Below are 17,947 nucleotides of genomic sequence, written 5' to 3'. Positions count from 1 at the left end.
TTTCGGGACTACTCGCGTCCGAGGTCGCGGTGCTTGACACTGACGGCGACACCCGGGAGCCCGCGGAGCACGGTCGCCAGTTCCTCGGCGATGGCCACGGAGCGGTGCTTACCTCCCGTGCACCCAATGGCGATCGTAGCGTGTCTCTTGTTCTCGCGCTGGTAGCCGGCGAGGACCGGCTCGAGGGCTGAGGCGTAGCGGGCGATGAATTCCTCTGCGCCGTCCTGTCCGAGTACGTACTCGGCGACATCGGAAGATTGGCCGGTCAGAGGCCTTAATTCGGGCACCCAGAACGGGTTCGGCAGGAAGCGTGCGTCGGCGACCAGGTCGGCGTCGGCCGGCAGTCCGTACTTGAATCCGAAGCTGAGCACGGTGACGCTCACGCCGGGAGTTTCCTCGGCCGCGAACTTCTCCTGGACGACGCTTGCCAGCTGGTGCACGTTCAGGTCGGAAGTGTCGATGATGATGTCGCTGTTGGCGCGCAGTTCGATCAGCAGCTCGCGTTCGGCCGCGATGCCGTCCAGCAGGGTGCCGTCGCCCTGCAAGGGGTGCGGCCTGCGCACCTGCTCGAATCGGCGCACCAGCACGGCGTCGGTGGCTTCGAGGAACACCATCCGCACGTTCGCGGATTCGCGCATGCTGCGCACCGCGTGGAGCAGGTCGCTGAACAGTCGGCCACCACGCACGTCGACGACAGCGGCGATCCGCGGGAACGCGCGGCTGGCCTTCTCACCGAGCTCGGTGAGGGGCTTCAGCATCATCGGCGGCAGGTTGTCAACGACGTACCAGCCGAGGTCTTCGAGCGAGTTGGCGACCGTCGATCGTCCTGCTCCGGACATGCCGGTCACGATCAGCAGCTCCTGCTGGTCGCCCGTGCCGGTCATGTTCCCTCGTTCTTGCCGATCGTCCCCCAAGCCTATCGGCCCGGCGAGGGCGGGTTAGCCCCGCAGAGTGGTCACAATGCTCGCCGCAAGCGACGGACCGATCCCCTTGACCTCGGCGATCGCCTCGGCGTCCGCCTCGCGCAGCCGGCTCACCGAGCCGAAGTGCTTGAGCAGTTGCTTCACCCGGGATGGTCCCAGGCCGGGCACGGTGGACAGCACCGAATTGATGTCGCGGCTGCGCTTCTGACGCTGGTAGGTGATGGCGAAGCGGTGTGCCTCGTCACGCAGACGCTGGAACATGAACAGCGCCTCGCTGTTGCGCGGCAGGATGACAGGGAAGTCACCATCGGGCAGCCAGATCTCTTCGAGCCGCTTCGCGATGCCGCAGATCTCGATGCCCTGCACACCCGAATCGGCGAGGGCGCGGGCGGCGGCTTGCACCTGCGGGACACCACCGTCGACGACAAGCAGGTTCGGCCGGTAGGAGAATTTCTTCGGAGCGGCGCCGAGCGCGGCATCCGTTTCACCCTCCCCCTCGGCTTCCGCCTCATCGCCCTCGAGGTAGGCGAGCCGCCGACGCAGCACCTGGTACAGCGCCTCGGTGTCGTCGGCGTACTCGGGGATGCTGAATCGGCGGTACTGGTTCTTGCGCGGCAGCCCGTCTTCGAAGACCACCATCGACGCGACGATATTGGTCCCGGACAGGTGGGAAACGTCGTAGCACTCCATCCGCAGTGGCGCATCGGCGAGGCCCAGGGCGTCCTGGATGTCAGCGAGCGCCTGCGAGCGGGCAACGAAGTCGCCCGAGCGGCGGGTCTTGTACAGGTTCAGGGCGTGCTTGGCGTTCAGCGTCGCGGTCTGCATCAGGGCGGCCTTGTCGCCGCGCAGCGCCCGCTTGAGGTGCACCTTGCCGGTGCCGCGCTTCTCGGCCAGCCAGAGTTCGAGTTCGCTGGTGTCCTCGGGCAGTTCGGGCACGATCACCTCGCGCGGCGGCCGGTCCTCGCCGTAGGCGCTCTGCAGCACGGAGTCGATCAGCTCGCCAAGCTCGACATCGATCTCCTTGTCGACGACCCAGCTGCGCACACCGCGGATCCGGCCGCGACGGACCACGAATTGCTGCACGGCCGCCGCGAGTTCGTCGTGCTCCATGCCGAACAGGTCGCAGTCGACGTTCTCGGGCAGCACCACGGCGCTCTTCTCCAGCACCGCTTCCAGGGCGAGGACGCGATCTCGGAGCTTCGCGGCCTGCTCGTAGTCCTGCTGCTCGGACGCGATCCTCATCGCCTTGGTGAAGCCGTTGATCACGCTGCGGTCGTGGCTGGCCATGAACGCGGCGAACTCGTCGACGATCTTGCGGTGCTCCTCGATCGTCACCTTGCCGGAGCAGGGTCCGCCGCAGCGGCCGATCTGCCCCGGAAAGCAGGGCCGGCCGGATTGCATCGCCCGCTTGTAACTGGAGTCGGAGCAGGTGCGGATTGGGAACGCCTTGATCATCTGGTCGATGGTCTCGCGCACCGCCCAGACCTTGGGGTAGGGGCCGAAGTAGCGGGCCCCCTTGATCTTGTGGTTGCGGGTGACGATCACCCGGGGGGCCTCGTCGGCCATGGTCAGCGCCAGGTACGGGTAGGTCTTGTCGTCCCGGAACTTGATGTTGAACGGCGGTTCGAATTCCTTGATCCAGGTGTATTCGAGTTGCAGCGCTTCGATGTCCGAGCCGACGACGGTCCATTCGACGGATGCCGCGGTCGTGACCATCCGGCGGGTCCGCTCGTGCAGGGTCGGCAGCGGCGCGAAGTAGTTCGACAGGCGCGCCCGCAGGTTCTTCGCCTTGCCGACGTAGAGCACCCGACGGTTCGCGTCACGGAAGCGGTACACCCCCGGCGCGGTCGGGATCTCCCCCGCCTTCGGGCGGTAACTTACGGTTGCCATTCTTCGCGGAATACTATCCCGCGACGCTCTGCCGATCGGCGTTCGCCGCCAGCAGTTCGCGCAGATACAGTCCGGTGTGGCTGGACCGGGACCTGGCCACCTTCTCGGGTGTGCCGGTCGCGATGACCTGGCCACCGCCGGCGCCGCCCTCGGGGCCGAGGTCGATCACCCAGTCGGCGGACTTGATCACGTCGAGGTTGTGCTCGATCACGATCACCGTGTTGCCCTTCTCGACGAGGCTGTTCAGCACCAGCAGCAGCTTGCGGACATCCTCGAAGTGCAGGCCAGTGGTCGGCTCGTCAAGCACGTAGACGGTGCGGCCGTTGTGGCGCTTCTGCAGTTCGGTGGCGAGCTTGACCCGCTGGGCCTCACCGCCGGACAGGGTGGTCGCGCTCTGGCCGAGCCGCACGTAGCCGAGGCCGACATCCACGAGGGTCTGCAGGTAGCGGTGGATCATCTTGATCGGCTCGAAGAACTCGGCCGCCTCGCTGATCGGCATGTCGAGCACCTCGGCGATGTTCTTGCCCTTGTAGTGCACCGACAGGGTGTCGCGGTTGTACCGGGCTCCCGCGCAGATCTCGCACGCGACGTAGACGTCGGGCAAAAAGTTCATCTCGATCTTGATGGTGCCGTCGCCGCTGCAGTTCTCGCAACGGCCGCCCTTGACGTTGAAGCTGAACCGGCCGGGCAGGTAGCCGCGGGCTTTCGCTTCGATGGTCTCGGCGAACAGGTTGCGGATCCGGTCGAACACGCCCGTGTAGGTCGCTGGGTTCGACCGCGGGGTGCGGCCGATCGGAGCCTGGTCGACGTGCACGACCTTGTCGAGGGTGTCCAGTCCGGTCACCCGGGTGTGCTTGCCGGGGATCTGCCGGGCGCCGTTGAGTTCGTTCGCGAGAACCTTGTACAGGATGTCGTTCACCAGCGACGACTTGCCCGAGCCGCTGACCCCGGTGACCGCGACGAACACGCCGAGCGGGAAGTCGACGCTGACGTTCTTCAGGTTGTTCTCGCGGGCGCCGGTGACGGTGAGCTTGCGCTTCGGGTCGATCGGTCGGCGGGTGCTGGGCGTCTCGATCTCGCGGCGGCCGCTCAGGTAGTCGCCGGTGACCGAGTACTCATTCGCGAGCAGGGTCTCGTAGTCACCGGAGTGCACGACCATGCCGCCGTGCTCGCCAGCGCCAGGCCCGATGTCGACGATCCAGTCGGCGGTGCGGATGGTGTCCTCGTCGTGCTCGACGACGATCAGCGTGTTCCCGAGGTTCTTGAGCTTGACCAGGGTCTCGATCAGGCGGCGGTTGTCGCGCTGGTGCAGGCCGATCGACGGCTCATCCAGCACGTAGAGCACGCCGGTCAGGCCGGAACCGATCTGCGTGGCCAGCCGGATGCGCTGCGCCTCACCGCCGGACAGGGTGGCCGCCGCACGGGCCAGGTCGAGGTAACCGAGGCCCACCTCGATCAGGAACTCCAGCCGGACGCGGATCTCCCGCAGCACCTGCGCGGCGATCTTCGCCTCGCGCTCGGTGAGCTCCATCCGCTGCATCATGTCGTAGGCATCGACCAGGCTGAGCGACGCGGCATCAGAGATGCTGTGCTCGTCGACGAGCACTGCGAGCACTTCGGGCTTCAGCCGCTTGCCATCGCAGACCATGCAGGGAACCTCGCGCAGGTAGCTGGCGAAGCGGGCGCGCTGCACGTCGGTCTCGGCCTCGGCGAACTTGCGCTCGATGTACGGGATGACTCCCTCGAAGCCGGTGGTGTACTTGATCTCGCGGCCGTAGCGGTTCTTCCAGCGCACCTTCACGGTGAAGTCGTTGCCGCCGAGGATGGCTTCCCGCACATCCTTCGACAGGCTCTTCCATGGGGCATCCAGCGAGAAGTCCAGGTCGGCCGAGAGCGCCTCGAGCAGCTTCTGGAAGTAGTTGTACATGCCCTTGCCCTGTTGCGCCCAGGGCAGGATGACGCCTTCGGCGAGACTCAGGGAGGGGTCTCCGACGAGCAGGTCGGAGTCGACCGACATCCGGGTGCCGAGTCCGGAGCACTCCGGGCAGGCGCCGAACGGGGCGTTGAACGAGAATGTCCGCGGTTCGATCTCGGTGAGCTGCACCGGGTGGCCGTTCGGGCAGGACAGCTTCTCGCTGAACGACTGCCAGGCGCCGTCGCCCGCTTCGTCGACGTAGTTGATGCTGACGACGCCGTCGGTGAGGCCGAGAGCGGTCTCGAGCGAGTCCGTGAGCCGCGACAGCATGTCGGGTGCGGCTACCAGTCGGTCGATGACCACGGCGATGTCGTGCTTGAGCTGCTTCTTCAGCTTCGGCGGCTCGGCGAGCTGGATCTGTTCGCCGTCGACCAGGGCGCGCGAGTAGCCGCTCGAGGAGAGTTCCTTGAACAGGTCGACGAACTCGCCCTTCTTCTGCACGACCACCGGGCTGAGCACCTGGAAGCGGGTGCCCTTCTCCAGGGTCATCAGCTGGTCGGCGATCTGCTGCACGCTCTGCCGGGCGATCTTCGCGCCGCAGTCAGGGCAGTGCGGGACACCGATCCGCGCCCACAGCAGACGCATGTAGTCGTAGATCTCGGTGATGGTGCCGACCGTCGACCGTGGGTTGCGGTTGGTCGACTTCTGGTCGATGGACACCGCGGGACTGAGGCCCTCGATGAAGTCGACGTCGGGCCGGTCGACCTGGCCGAGGAACTGGCGCGCATACGCCGACAGCGACTCGACGTAGCGGCGCTGGCCCTCCGCGAAGATGGTGTCGAACGCGAGCGACGATTTACCCGACCCGGACAGCCCGGTGAAAACGACGAGCGAGTCCCGCGGAATCTCAAGGTCGACGTTGCGCAGGTTGTGCACCCGCGCACCGCGGACGCTCAGTTTGGACAAACTCTGGACAGGCGAAATCGACACCAGTCAATGGTATGGGTCGCCACTGACATTAATCTGACCGCGACGTCCCGCCTCCGGCGACATCGCGGTGCAACTCCTCCTGGTAGCGGTCATACTGCCGTCTGCCGAGCAATCGATAAAGCATCCTGGCCGGGGTTGGCACGCTTTCCTTGAACCAGCGTTCGCGTTCTTCCGGCGGGAAACTGTTCAGGATGGCGCCGAGCTGCAGCAGCAGCCGGTTCTTCGGGAGCGCGGCCATGCCGTGCTCAGCCATCTGGTTCCATTCCTGTTGCGACAGCGCGGTTGCCGCCACCGGGGCGATCTTCTCCTCCTCCAATCCGAGGTGCGGCAGCAGCGCCGTGCGGACGTCGTCGAGTGCGTCCGCCACCCGTTCGGCATCCTCCGCCGAGCCGCTGGCCCGCCAGCGCGGCAGCTGTTCGTTCAGCCGTTCGAGCAGGTCGGCGACCGCAGCATGCTGCTCTCGCATCTGGGCGACGTGCACCGCGCAGGACGGTGCCCGGGTCTCCAGGCGCCGCCAGAGCACCTTGTCCTCGCCGACGTGGTGCAGGTGCAGTCCGTTGGAGATGTCGGCGACGTGGTCGGCGACGAAGCGCGTGCGTTCGAGGTTGCCGTCTGGGACGGCACGGACCAGTTGCGGGCCTTCGGTATACAGCTCGCGCAACAGGCTGTGGACGATCCGGAGGTCATCGGTGTTGCAGCCGGGTTCACCGCCGTCGGGGAACTCGTCGTTACCGGTACTTGGCAGTCGGGTCGCAGCCATGCGCACGTCTCCGTTCGGGAAGTGCACCGAATGCTACTCGCCGCTCACGGTCGCGGGATAGACCCCTGCCCGGCGCTAGGCAGCGCTGCCGCCTCAGCGCGCGTGGCCGGCCTCCTGCATCTGGCGCAGATCCTTCTTCAGGTCGGAAAGTTCGTCCCGCAACCGGGCGGCCAGCTCGAACTTGAGCTCGCCAGCAGCGGCCAGCATCTGGTCGTTGAGGTCGGCGATGATGCTTTCCAGTTGGGCGGAACCGGACTCTGCGTACCCGCCCTTGCTGAGGGCGGGCGTCGGCGACCGCTTGCGCCCACCGCGGGCGGCGAGCAGCTCAGCGGTGTCGGCCTCTTCGCGGGCGAGCACATCGGTGATGTCGGCGATCCGCTTGCGCAGGGGCTGCGGATCGATGCCGTTGATGGTGTTGTATTCGACCTGCCGCTCGCGGCGACGGGTGGTTTCCTCGATCGCCTGCTTCATCGAGTCGGTGAGCACGTCGGCGTACATGTGCACCTGGCCGGAGACGTTACGCGCGGCTCGGCCGATGGTCTGAATGAGCGAGGTCGAGCTGCGCAGGAAGCCTTCCTTGTCCGCGTCCAAAATGGCCACCAGCGACACTTCGGGCAGGTCGAGACCCTCACGCAGCAGGTTGATGCCGACGAGCACGTCGTAAACCCCCTGCCGCAATTCGGTCAGCAGTTCCACCCGGCGCAAGGTGTCGACATCGGAGTGCAGGTAGCGCACCCGGACGCCGTGTTCGCCGAGGAAGTCGGTGAGTTCCTCGGCCATCTTCTTGGTGAGAGTGGTCACCAGCACGCGTTCGTCGCGCTCGACCCGGAGCCGGATCTCTTCGAGCAGGTCGTCGATCTGCCCCTTCGAGGGCTTCACCACGATCTCGGGATCGACCAGGCCGGTCGGGCGGATGATCTGCTCGACGATGCTGTCGGTGATGCCGAGTTCGTACTTGCCCGGGGTGGCCGACAGGTACACCTTCTGGCCGACGCGGTCGAGGAACTCCTCCCACTTCAGCGGCCGGTTGTCCATCGCGCTGGGCAGCCGGAAGCCGTGCTCGACTAGGGTGCGTTTCCGGGAGGCATCCCCCTCGTACATCGCACCGATCTGCGGGACGGTCACGTGCGACTCATCGATCACGACCAGGAAGTCGTCCGGGAAGTAGTCGAGCAGGCAGTGCGGCGCCTCCCCCGGGGCGCGCCCGTCGATGTGGCGTGAGTAGTTCTCGATGCCGTTGCAGAAACCGATCTGCTCCAACATCTCGAGATCGAAGGTGGTGCGCATCCGCAGCCGCTGCGCCTCGAGCAGCTTGCCCTGCCGTTCCAGTTCGGCGAGCCGCTCCGCGAGTTCGACCTTGATGGTGCCCATAGCGCGTTTGATCGAGGTTTCGCTCGCGGCATAGTGGGTCGCGGGAAACACCGAGACGGCGTCCATCCGACGGATGACGTCACCGGTCAGCGGGTGCAGTTCGTAGAGCGCCTCAATCTCGTCTCCGAACATTTCGATCCGGATCGCGTGTTCCTCGTACATCGGGATGATCTCGATGGTGTCGCCGCGCACGCGGAACTTGCCGCGGGAGAAGTCGACGTCGTTGCGTTGGTACTGCATGGCCACGAAGTCACGGATGAGCCGATCGCGGGGCACCATCTGACCGACCTGCAAAGCCACCATCGCCTCGAGGTACTCTTCGGCGGCGCCAAGACCGTAAATGCACGACACCGTGGAGACCACGATCACGTCGCGTCTGCTGAGCAACGAGTTCGTGGTCGAGTGACGCAACCGTTCGACCTCGGCGTTCACCGAACTGTCCTTCTCGATGAAGGTGTCGGTCTGCGGGACGTACGCCTCAGGCTGGTAGTAGTCGTAGTAACTGACGAAGTATTCGACCGCGTTGTTCGGCATCAACTCGCGGAACTCGTTGGCGAGCTGCGCGGCGAGAGTCTTGTTGTGGGCCAGCACCAGTGTCGGTCGCTGCACCTGTTCGATCAGCCAGGCGGTGGTCGCCGACTTTCCGGTTCCGGTGGCGCCGAGGAGCACGACATCCGTCTCGCCGGCGTTGATCCGGCCCGCGAGCTCGGCGATCGCTGTCGGCTGGTCGCCGCTCGGCTGGTACTCGCTGATGACCTCGAACGGTCGAACGGCACGCGTTGGCTGCATCCCTCCAGCTTAGGTTCGACCGCTGACACTCCGCTCAGCGAGCTGCTGCCACAGCGCGTCAACCTGCTGAAGGGTCTCGGCGACTCCCCCGTCGTTGTCGATGACCACATCGGCCACGGCGAGCCGCTCGGCGTCGCTCGCCTGGGAGTTCAGCCGGTGCATCGCCTCGTCGCGGTTGAGCCCGCGCTTCTCCATCAGTCGGCGCAGGCGGGTCTCGGTGCCCGCGTGCACCACGACGATCAAGTCGAACGGGGTGTCGCTGTTCCGGCCGGCCTCAACCAGCAGCGGCACGTCGTAAACCACGATCGCCGCAGGATTCGCCTCGGCGGCCTCGGCGAAGCGCTGGCGCGACAGCTCGGCCACGGCCGGGTGCGTGATCGAGTTCAGCAGCGCGCGCTTCTCGGCGTCGGCGAAGATCAGGTTGCCGAGCGCGGCGCGGTCGAGGCTGCCGTCGGCGGCGATCACGTCGGCCCCGAATTCGGCCGCGATCCGCTCGAGAGCGGGCGTGCCCGGCTCGACGACCTCGCGGGCCAGCAGGTCCGCATCCACGACGATGGCACCATGCTCGGCGAGCCGGGATGACACCAGGGACTTGCCGGAGGCGATCCCGCCGGTCAATCCGATCAGCTGCATCCCCACACCCTATCCGCCGTAATCCGAGCGGTGGAGAATTACGGACACAGTCGACGAACCCGCCTCGAACGGAGGCAGTCCATGCTTGAGTTCCTCACCGGCACCGGGCTTGCCGTCGCGGCCGGTCTCAACGCGTACATCCCCCTGCTGATGCTCGGGATCGGCGATCGCTTCCTCGGGATCGTGCAACTGCCGACCGCCTGGGAATGGCTCGCGAATGACTGGGTGCTCGTCATCCTCGGCGCCCTGCTGGTCGTGGAAGTTGTGGCGGACAAGATTCCCATCGTCGACAGCTTCAATGACTGGATTCAAACGGTGATCCGCCCGGCTGCCGGCGGCATTGTGTTCGGCAGTGGGGCCGCCTCGGAGACGGTGCGCGTCTCCGACCCCGAGGGATTCTTCGCCTCCGGCGAATGGCTGCCGATCGCCCTCGGCGCGGCCATGGCCCTGGTCGTGCACGCAGGCAAGATGATTACGCGACCGGCTATCAACGCCGCCAGCGTTGGCACTGCCGCTCCGCTCGCGAGCACGGTCGAGGATGTCGCGAGCATCGCCATGTCCGTGTTCGCGATCCTGCTACCGGTGCTGGTCATCGTCACGGTCGCGGCGGGCGTTGTGTTCCTCACGCTGATCATGCGCAGGCTGCGCCGCCGCAAGAACGCACCGCAGAGCACCGCCCGCGACGGCGGTTCCGCGAACGCGAAAGCGGCCGGCCCCTGAGGGACCGACCGCCTTCACATGGTTTCGCCTGAGGCGTGACCTTACTTGTTGCTCGAGAGCTTCTCGCGCAGAGCAGCCAGCGACTCGTCGTCAGCCAGCGTGCCGCCACCGGCGGTCTCGCTCGAGAACGAGCCAGCGGCGGGAGCCACGAAGTTCGCCTCTTCGACGAGCGATGCGGCGACCTGCTTCTTGTGAGCCTCCCAGCGAGCCTGGGCAGCAGCGTAGTCCTGCTCCCACTTCTCGCGCTGGGCGTCGAAGCCTTCCTTCCACTCGTTCGTCTCGGGGTCGAAGCCCTCCGGGTACTTGTAGTTGCCCTGCTCGTCGTACTCGGTGAGCATGCCGTACAGCGCCGGGTCGAACTCGGTGCCCTCGGGGTCGACGCCCTCGTTCGCCTGCTTCAGCGACAGCGAGATGCGGCGACGCTCCAAGTCGATGTCGATGATCTTTACGAACACCTCGTCGCCGACCGAGACAACCTGCTCGGCGAGCTCGACGTGCTTGCTCGAGAGCTCCGAGATGTGCACGAGGCCCTCGATGCCGTCTGCGACGCGAACGAACGCGCCGAACGGAACCAGCTTGGTGACCTTGCCCGGTGCGACCTGACCGATCGCGTGGGTGCGGGCGAAGACCTGCCACGGGTCCTCCTGCGTCGCCTTCAGCGACAGGGAGACGCGCTCGCGGTCCAGGTCCACCTCGAGGATCTCGACGGTGACCTCCTGGCCGACCTCGACAACCTCGCTGGCGTGCTCGATGTGCTTCCAGCTGAGCTCGGAGACGTGCACGAGGCCGTCAACGCCACCCAGGTCGACGAACGCACCGAAGTTGACGATCGACGACACGACACCCTTGCGAACCTGACCCTTGTGCAGGTTGTTCAGGAATGTGGTGCGGCTCTCGGACTGCGTCTGCTCAAGCAGGGCGCGGCGCGACAGCACGACGTTGTTGCGGTTCTTGTCGAGCTCGAGGATCTTCGCCTCGATCTCCTGACCCAGGTACGGGGTGAGGTCGCGGACACGGCGCAGCTCGATGAGCGACGCGGGCAGGAAGCCACGCAGTCCGATGTCGACGATGAGGCCACCCTTGACGACCTCGATCACGGTACCGGTGACAACGCCATCCGATTCCTTGATCTTCTCAACATCGCCCCAGGCGCGCTCGTACTGTGCGCGCTTCTTGGACAGGATGAGACGGCCTTCCTTGTCCTCCTTCTGGAGAACCAGGGCCTCAACACTGTCGCCGACCTGAACAACTTCGCTCGGGTCAACATCGTGCTTGATGGAAAGTTCGCGGGAGGGAATCACACCCTCGGTCTTGTAGCCGACGTCGAGGAGAACCTCGTCACGGTCGATCTTGACAACGGTTCCCTCGATGAGGTCGCCGTCGTTGAAGAACTTCAGAGTCTTCTCGACCGCGGCAAGGAAGTCTTCAGCAGATCCGATGTCGTTGATGGCGACCTGCTTGGGTGCCTTGGTCGTTACGATTGTCATGTAGTTAGTGCTCCGTTATGGACATAGCTCGGGCCCCTGATGAGATGGTGCATTTGTTATTCGCCAGAGGCAGGCGGATTGGATGAACGCATAAATGCGACTCTCTAGCTTATCGTCGCGGCCCGAACGGGGGCAAGCTGACCGGCCGCACCGGGGTCAGGTGACCGCAAATAGTTTGCGGGCGGCCTCGATGACGGCATCCGGGCGCTCATCAGGGAGCCAGTGCGCCGCGCCATCCGGGCGTTCAATCCTCAGATCGGCGGCGTGACCCTCGTATCCGACGAGCATCTCGGCCGGAACCTGCCTATCCTGCGCGCCGATCAGAAGTCGCGTCGGGGTGGTCAGGAACGTCGAGCGGTACTTGCCGAACATGATGCGGAGCGCTTCGATTCCGATGAAATGGCGGTAGAGCGAGGTGAGCGCACGGGCGTGTCTCGGATCCCGGTTGGGGATTCGGAACGGCTCCATGCGGTCCTCGGTCCAGATCGACGGGTCCGCCGAGAAGTGGTGGAACATGTGCCGGATAATCCGTTGCTCCTTCTTCTTCATGCTTCGACCGCCGAACCCTGAGAGCATCGCCGCCTCCAGGCCGAGGCCATCAGCACCGATCATCGTCGGCCGGACATGGGCGTAGATGTGGGGCACCGACAGGCACAGGAAACTTCGAACCCGCTCCGGATGCCGCAGGCACAACTGGAAGCCGACGAACGCGCTCCAGTCGTGCGCGATTAGCTGGACCCGGTCGAGCCGGAGCGCATCCAGCAGATTCACCAGGTCGGCGAGCAGCTGTTCGCGCGTGTACCCGCGGGGTGGGACATCCGTCCAGCCGGCTCCGCGCAGGTCGGGGGCGATGACCCGGTGCGTCTTCGCGAGTTCTGGCATGATCTCGTGCCATTCCCACCAGTTCTGCGGGGCGCCGTGCAGCAGCAGAACCGGGTCTCCCTCCCCTGCTTCGGCGACGTGCATCCGGAGTCCGGGCAGATCCACGAACGAGTGCGTGACACCGGCCACTTCAGGGATGCCCGCGAGAGAGGTGCTTGCTGAGTGCTTGTTGCCGTTCATGGCAGCACGGTACTACTTTCATAGTCCCCAAGCACTAAGTTTATAGTGTGTTTTCACTGTGGATATAGTGTCTGGATGACGGCGATCAAAGCGCGTGCCCTGGATGCCGCGATCGAGCTGCTGGGCACGGAAGGCCTCCGCGCGCTGACCCACGCTCGAGTGGATGACCGCGCCGCCCTCCCGCGAGGCTCAACCTCCAATCACTTCCGCACCCGTGCAGCGCTGCTGTCCGGAGTCGTGGAGTGGATCGTGCAGAAGGAGCTGCCCGCAGTCGGAGCGATGGCTGAGCCGAAGAACACCGACCAGTTCGTCGACGAGATGGTCGCGATGATCGACTACACCACCGGGCCGAATCGCACCTTGACCGCGGCCCGGTTGACCGTATTCGGCGAGGCGGTGCACAACGCCGAGATCAGCGCTGCCGTCTCCCGGGGCCGCGCCGGCCTGGAACTTGCACTGACCGGTGCGCTCGCCCGCCTCGGGGCACGCGATCCGTTGACCGCCGCGCGCGCCCTGATGGCGTGCGCAGAAGGGATCATCCTGCACCGGATGGCGCGCCACGACGACGCCGACGCCCGGCCGGTCATCGACGTCGTCGTGCGTGGCGCGCTCGCCTGACATGCGCTTCTGAAGAAGCGCGCGCCTTAGTTGAGCAGCGCGGACTTCAGCGTGTCGAGTCCGACGCCGCCGAGGTCGAGTGCCTTCTTGTGGAAGTCCTTGATCGAGAAGCTGTCGCCCTCGCGACGCTTGTACTCGTCTCGGATCTGCTCCCAGATGCGCTGACCGACCTTGTACGCGGGCGCCTGGCCCGGCCAGCCGAAGTAGCGGTTCACTTCGAAGCGCACGAACGGCTCGTTCATGTTCACGTTCGACTTCAGGAACTCGAACGCGTAGTCGTAGTCCCAGACGCCCTGGCCGTCGAGACGCGGTTTGCCCAGGTGCACGCCGATGTCCAGCACCACGCGGGCCGCGCGCATCCGCTGTCCGTCGAGCATGCCGAGCCGGTCGCCCGGGTCATCCAGGTAGCCGAGGTCCTGCATGAGCCGCTCGGCGTAGAGCGCCCAGCCTTCGGCGTGGCCGCTGGTGCCGGCCAGCTGGCGACGCCAGGTGTTCAGCATGGCGCGGTTGTACACGGCCTGGCCGAGCTGCAGGTGGTGTCCCGGCACGCCCTCGTGGTAGACCGTGGTCGTCTCACGCCAGGTGTCGAACTCGGTGACGCCCTCGGGCACTGACCACCACATGCGGCCGGCGCGCGAGAAGTCGTCGCTCGGGCTGGTGTAGTAGATGCCGCCCTCCTGGGTCGGCGCGATCATGCACTCGAGCTTCTTCACCGGGTCGGGAATGTCGAAGTGCGAGCGAGACAACTCGTCGACCGCGCGGTCGCTGAGCTGCTGCATCCACTTCTGCAACGCGTCGGTGCCGTGCAGCTTGCGGGCCGGGTCGGCTTCGAGCACCGCGATGGCTTCCTCGACGGATGCCCCGGGCTTGATCTCGTTCGCGATCGCCGTCTGTTCCTCGACCATGCGACGCAGTTCTTCGATGCCCCACTCATAGGTCTCATCGAGGTCGATCACGGCGCCGAGGAACCGGCGGGACTGCAACGCGTACAGCTCCCGGCCGACCGGGTCGTGGTCGGATGCCGCCGGCTCCAACTCGCTTGCGAAGAACTCGGCGAGCTTGCCGTATGCCTCGGCTGCGGCCTTGGCACCCTTCTCCAGGTCGGCGGTGAGCGTGGCCGGCAACGACTCGCCCGACTCGAGGCTCGCCCCGCGGGTGAAGTCGTAGAAGAAGCCGTCGGTGGAGGAATGCTTGCGCGCCTGCTCGAGCACCTCGCGGACCTGGCGCTTGGCCGGGGTCGTACCGTCCTTGATGCCGAGCTGCAGTGTCTCGATGTAACCATCGATTGCGCCCGGCAGGTTCGACAGCTTCTCGCTGATGGTGCCCCAGTCGTCCGAGGTGGCGCGCGGCATCAGGTCGAACACGTCGCGCAGCCCCTGCGCGGGTGAGGCGATGACGTTCACGTCACGCTTGAAGAGCCCGGCGTCGGATTCCTCGACGGTCAGCCGCAGGTCGGCGAGCAGGTCGGTCTTGGTGACTTCGTCGACCGAGTCGATCGTCGGCGTTTCCTCGAGCCTGCCGATCACGTGCTTTGCGGCAACGATCTGCGCCTCGTGGCCCGCGGGTGAATGGTCGGCGTACTCGCCGTGCCGGCCCGGGATGCCGATCCAGATCGCGATGTCAGGGTCGAGGTCGGCGAGCGTTGTCACCCAGTCCTCGGCGATCGCGTCGATCGGTGTGGGCTTCCTTGCCTCATTGCTGGTTTCAGGAGTGGTCATCCCGTCAGCCTACTGAGGCATGGTCACTCCTTGTCGAGGTCCTTGCTGAGCAGTTCGACCAGGCTGTCCAGCGCGGCGTCCGCGCCATCGCCTTCCGCGCTGAGCGTCACCTCGTCGCCGTAACCGACCCCGAGCGAGAGCACACCGAGAATGCTCGCCGCGTTCACGCTGCGCCCCGACTGTGAGGTCAGCGTGATGGGTACGCCCGCACTGGCAGCAGCCTGGCTGAACAGTGACGCCGGACGGGCGTGCAGACCGACGCTGGAAGCGACGGTCACGGTGCGCTCTGGCATGAAACCCTCCTCATCGGGATCGATCACAAGGCTAGCGCCAGCGCACTGGAATCCGTCGCCGCGAGGCTGGCGGATCAGTGCGCGGCGGCGTCCCAGTTCTCGCCGGTGCCGACCTGCACATCCAGCGGGACCAGGAGTTCAGCAGCCCCACCCATGCGCGTGCGGACGATTCCGGTCATGGTGTCCAGCTCTCCCAGTGCGACCTCGAAGATCAGTTCGTCGTGCACCTGCAGCAGCATCCGCGATTCGAGGTCCTGCCCGTCGATGTCGGCGGCGATGTCGAGCATCGCGCGCTTCATGATGTCGGCGGCGGAGCCCTGGATCGGGGCGTTCAGCGCGGCCCGCTCGGCGTTCTCGCGCAGCACCCGGTTCGGTGAGCGCAGGTCGCCGAATGGTCGCCTGCGGCCGAAGATGGTTTCGGTGTAGCCGTCCAGGCGCGCCTGCTCGACCACGTTGCGCAGGTAGTCGCGCACCGCGCCGAACCGTTCGAAGTAGCCGGCCATCAGCTGCTTCGCCTCGGCCGTCGGAATGCGCAGCTGCTTTGACAGGCCGAAGGCACTGAGCCCGTAGGCGAGGCCATACGACATCGCCTTCACTTTGGTGCGCATGAGCGCGGTGACATCTTCGGGAGCGACCCCGAACACCTGGGCGCCGACGAACCGGTGCAGGTCCTCCCCCGCGTTGAACGCGGTGATCAGTCCCTCATCGCCCGACAGGTGCGCCATGATCCGCATCTCGATCTGCGAGTAGTCCGCGGTGAGCAGCGTCTCGAACTCGGCGCCGTGCCGGATCGACGAGCGAATCTTGCGGCCCACCTCGGTCTTGATCGGGATGTTCTGCAAGTTCGGGTCGTTCGACGAGATCCGGCCGGTGCTGGTACCGGTCTGGTCGTAGGTGGTGTGGATGCGCCCGTCGTCCGCCACACCCTTCTCGAGGGACTCGACGATCTGGCCGAGCTTGGACGCGTCGCGGTGCTGCAGCAGCAGGTCGAGGAACGGGTGCGGTGCCTTCTCCTGCAGATCAGCGAGCGAGGCGGCATCCGTTGAGTACCCGGTCTTGTTGGCGCGGGTTTTCGGCATCCCGAGCTCCTCGAACAGCACCTGCTGAAGCTGCTTGGGCGAGCCGAGGTTCACCTCGTGGCCGATCTCGGCGTAGGCGCGGTTCGCCAGGTCTGCGGCGGATGTCGCCAGCTCGGCCTTCAGCGCGGCCAGCGCCTCGGCGTTGACACTCACGCCGGTGAGCTCCATGCCCGCGATCACCGGCACCAGCGGCAGCTCAATCTCATCGAGCACCCGCCTTGAGCCCTCGTCGAGCTGGGCGGCGAGTTTGTTGGTGATGCGGTGCACGTACCAGGCCTCGGTGGCGGCGCTCACGGCCTCGACATCCGGAAGCAGCTGGTTGGGGTCGGACTGCGGCAGCGTCTCGCCGAGGTGCTCATAGACCTGGGTCTCCAGCGATTCGGTCTTTCCGCTGGGCTTCAGCAACCAGCCGGCCAGTCCGGTGTCGAAGGCGATGCCGCCCAGATGGATGCCTAGCCGCTGCAGCAGCTTGAACTGCTGCTTGGAGTTGTGCAGGTGCTTCGGGGAGTCGCTCGCGAGCCATTCCTCGAGCGCGGCGTAGTCGGGCCGGTTGGGGGCCCACGGCACGTACGCGGAGTCCGTGAGTGAGGCGATTCCGAAGCCGATCAGATGGCCGGGCCCGGTGTCGAGGTGCAGGGCGAGCGGTTCGGTGCCGCGCTTGGAGGCCTGCTCCAGCCAGCCGGCGAGTTCCTCGTCGACCAGGGTGCGGATCACCGGGGCGGTCTGCTCGACCGGGGTCTCCAGCACGGCGGCGATCTCGGCGACCTCGTCGCTGGTGCCTTCCTCGGCGGCGATCTTCATGACTCGGTCCAGCAGCGTGCGGAACTGCAGGCGATCGAAGATCTCCTTGACCGCCGTGGGGTTGATCCCTTGCCGCTCGAGCTTGGGCAGCTCGATCGGCAGGTCGACGTCGGTCACCAGCCGGTTCAGGCGGCGGTTGCGGATCGCGTTCTCTTTCTGATCGCGCAGGTTCTGTCCGACGACGCCCTTGATCTCTTCGGCGTGTTCGAGGATGCCGTCCAGGCCGCCGTACTGCTTGATCCACTTCACGGCGGTCTTCTCGCCGACCTTGTCGACGCCGATCAGGTTGTCGCTGGTCTCGCCGACGAGGGCGGCGACATCCGGATACTGGTGCGGTTCGATTCCGTAGCGTTCCATCACCGCGTCGCGGTCGTAGCGTTTGAGCTCGGAGACGCCACGCGCGTTCGGATAGAGCAGGGTGATGTTCTCGTTCACCAGCTGGATCGTGTCGCGGTCGCCGCTGACCACGAGCACGTTGTAGCCGTCGGCGGCGCCGCGGGTGGCGAGGGTGGCGAGGATGTCGTCAGCCTCGTAGTCCTCTTTGGTGATCGTGGTGATGTTCATCGCGGCGAGGGCCTCTTCGAGCAGCGGCACCTGACCGCGGAACTCGGGGGGCGTCTCACCACGGGTGCCCTTGTATTCGGGGTATTCGCGGTTGCGGAATGAGTACCGCGAGATGTCGAAGGCGACGCCCAGGTGGGTGGGCTTCTCGTTCTGCAGCAGCAGGATCAGCATCGAGATGAAGCCGTGGATGGCGTTGGTGTGCTGACCGTCGCGGTTCACAAAACTGTCGACCGGGAGGGCATAGAACGCGCGGAATGCGAGCGAATGGCCGTCAATGAGCAGGAGGGTAGGCTTTTCGGAATCCGACACGACAGCAAGCCTAACGGCGGCCTGC

13 protein-coding genes are annotated in these 17,947 nt (G+C 65.8%); 2 read left to right on the top strand and 11 right to left on the bottom strand.

The annotated features are described in order from the left end of the window. Nucleotides 1–8: 8 nt before the first annotated feature. The 6 genes from rapZ to coaE form a co-directional block, all read right to left on the bottom strand. Nucleotides 9–884, bottom strand: coding sequence for an RNase adapter RapZ (gene rapZ / locus GO591_RS06820; RefSeq protein ID WP_157156129.1), 876 nt, complete (start codon nt 882–884; stop codon nt 9–11). A 54-nt stretch (nt 885–938) separates the two neighbouring features. Continuing rightward, complete coding sequence (uvrC, locus tag GO591_RS06815) at nt 939–2,813, bottom strand: excinuclease ABC subunit UvrC (RefSeq protein ID WP_157156128.1); 1,875 nt, start codon at nt 2,811–2,813, stop codon at nt 939–941. Nucleotides 2,814–2,826: 13 nt separating this feature from the next. After that, nucleotides 2,827–5,718, bottom strand: coding sequence for an excinuclease ABC subunit UvrA (gene uvrA / locus GO591_RS06810; protein WP_157156127.1), 2,892 nt, complete (start codon nt 5,716–5,718; stop codon nt 2,827–2,829). Nucleotides 5,719–5,746: 28 nt separating this feature from the next. Beyond that, nucleotides 5,747–6,478, bottom strand: a complete 732-nt coding sequence (locus GO591_RS06805) for a hemerythrin domain-containing protein (RefSeq protein ID WP_157156126.1) — start codon at nt 6,476–6,478, stop codon at nt 5,747–5,749. Nucleotides 6,479–6,571: 93 nt separating this feature from the next. Further along, complete coding sequence (gene uvrB, locus GO591_RS06800) at nt 6,572–8,638, bottom strand: excinuclease ABC subunit UvrB (protein ID WP_157156125.1); 2,067 nt, start codon at nt 8,636–8,638, stop codon at nt 6,572–6,574. A 9-nt stretch (nt 8,639–8,647) separates the two neighbouring features. Continuing rightward, on the bottom strand, nt 8,648–9,271 hold the full coding sequence (coaE, locus tag GO591_RS06795; protein ID WP_157156124.1) for a dephospho-CoA kinase: 624 nt from the start codon (nt 9,269–9,271) through the stop codon (nt 8,648–8,650). Between the two features lie 81 nt (nt 9,272–9,352). Between coaE and GO591_RS06790 the strand changes: the two genes are divergently transcribed. Next, entirely contained in the window at nt 9,353–9,991 is a 639-nt protein-coding gene (locus GO591_RS06790) for a DUF4126 domain-containing protein (RefSeq protein ID WP_157156123.1), read from the top strand. A 41-nt stretch (nt 9,992–10,032) separates the two neighbouring features. Here the strand turns inward: GO591_RS06790 and rpsA are convergent, their stop codons facing one another. Both rpsA and GO591_RS06780 read right to left on the bottom strand, forming a co-directional pair. After that, a complete protein-coding gene (gene rpsA, locus GO591_RS06785) occupies nt 10,033–11,478 on the bottom strand; it encodes a 30S ribosomal protein S1 (RefSeq protein ID WP_157156122.1) in 1,446 nt (481 codons plus the stop codon). Between the two features lie 156 nt (nt 11,479–11,634). After that, nucleotides 11,635–12,540, bottom strand: a complete 906-nt coding sequence (locus GO591_RS06780; RefSeq protein WP_198295580.1) for an alpha/beta fold hydrolase — start codon at nt 12,538–12,540, stop codon at nt 11,635–11,637. 75 nt (nt 12,541–12,615) lie between these two features. Here GO591_RS06780 and GO591_RS06775 point away from each other — a divergent pair, with 75 nt between their 5' ends. Beyond that, nucleotides 12,616–13,158 (top strand): TetR/AcrR family transcriptional regulator, encoded by a 543-nt coding sequence (locus tag GO591_RS06775; protein ID WP_157156121.1) that lies wholly within the window; start codon nt 12,616–12,618, stop codon nt 13,156–13,158. Between the two features lie 26 nt (nt 13,159–13,184). On the opposite strand, the gene GO591_RS06770 is transcribed toward GO591_RS06775, so the two are convergent. The 3 genes from GO591_RS06770 to polA all read right to left on the bottom strand — a co-directional run bounded on the left by GO591_RS06770 (nt 13,185) and on the right by polA (nt 17,922). Beyond that, a complete protein-coding gene (locus GO591_RS06770) occupies nt 13,185–14,876 on the bottom strand; it encodes a DUF885 domain-containing protein (protein ID WP_157156120.1) in 1,692 nt (563 codons plus the stop codon). Nucleotides 14,877–14,899: 23 nt separating this feature from the next. Continuing rightward, a complete protein-coding gene (locus GO591_RS06765) occupies nt 14,900–15,169 on the bottom strand; it encodes an HPr family phosphocarrier protein (RefSeq protein ID WP_157156119.1) in 270 nt (89 codons plus the stop codon). Between the two features lie 74 nt (nt 15,170–15,243). Beyond that, nucleotides 15,244–17,922: a DNA polymerase I gene (gene polA, locus GO591_RS06760; protein WP_157156118.1), complete on the bottom strand. Its 2,679-nt coding sequence runs from the start codon at nt 17,920–17,922 to the stop codon at nt 15,244–15,246. Nucleotides 17,923–17,947 lie beyond the last annotated feature (25 nt).

Origin of the sequence: Diaminobutyricimonas sp. LJ205 (genome assembly GCF_009755725.1) — a bacterium.
GTDB lineage: Bacteria > Actinomycetota > Actinomycetes > Actinomycetales > Microbacteriaceae > Ruicaihuangia.
This window is presented reverse-complemented; position numbering and strand designations above follow the sequence as displayed.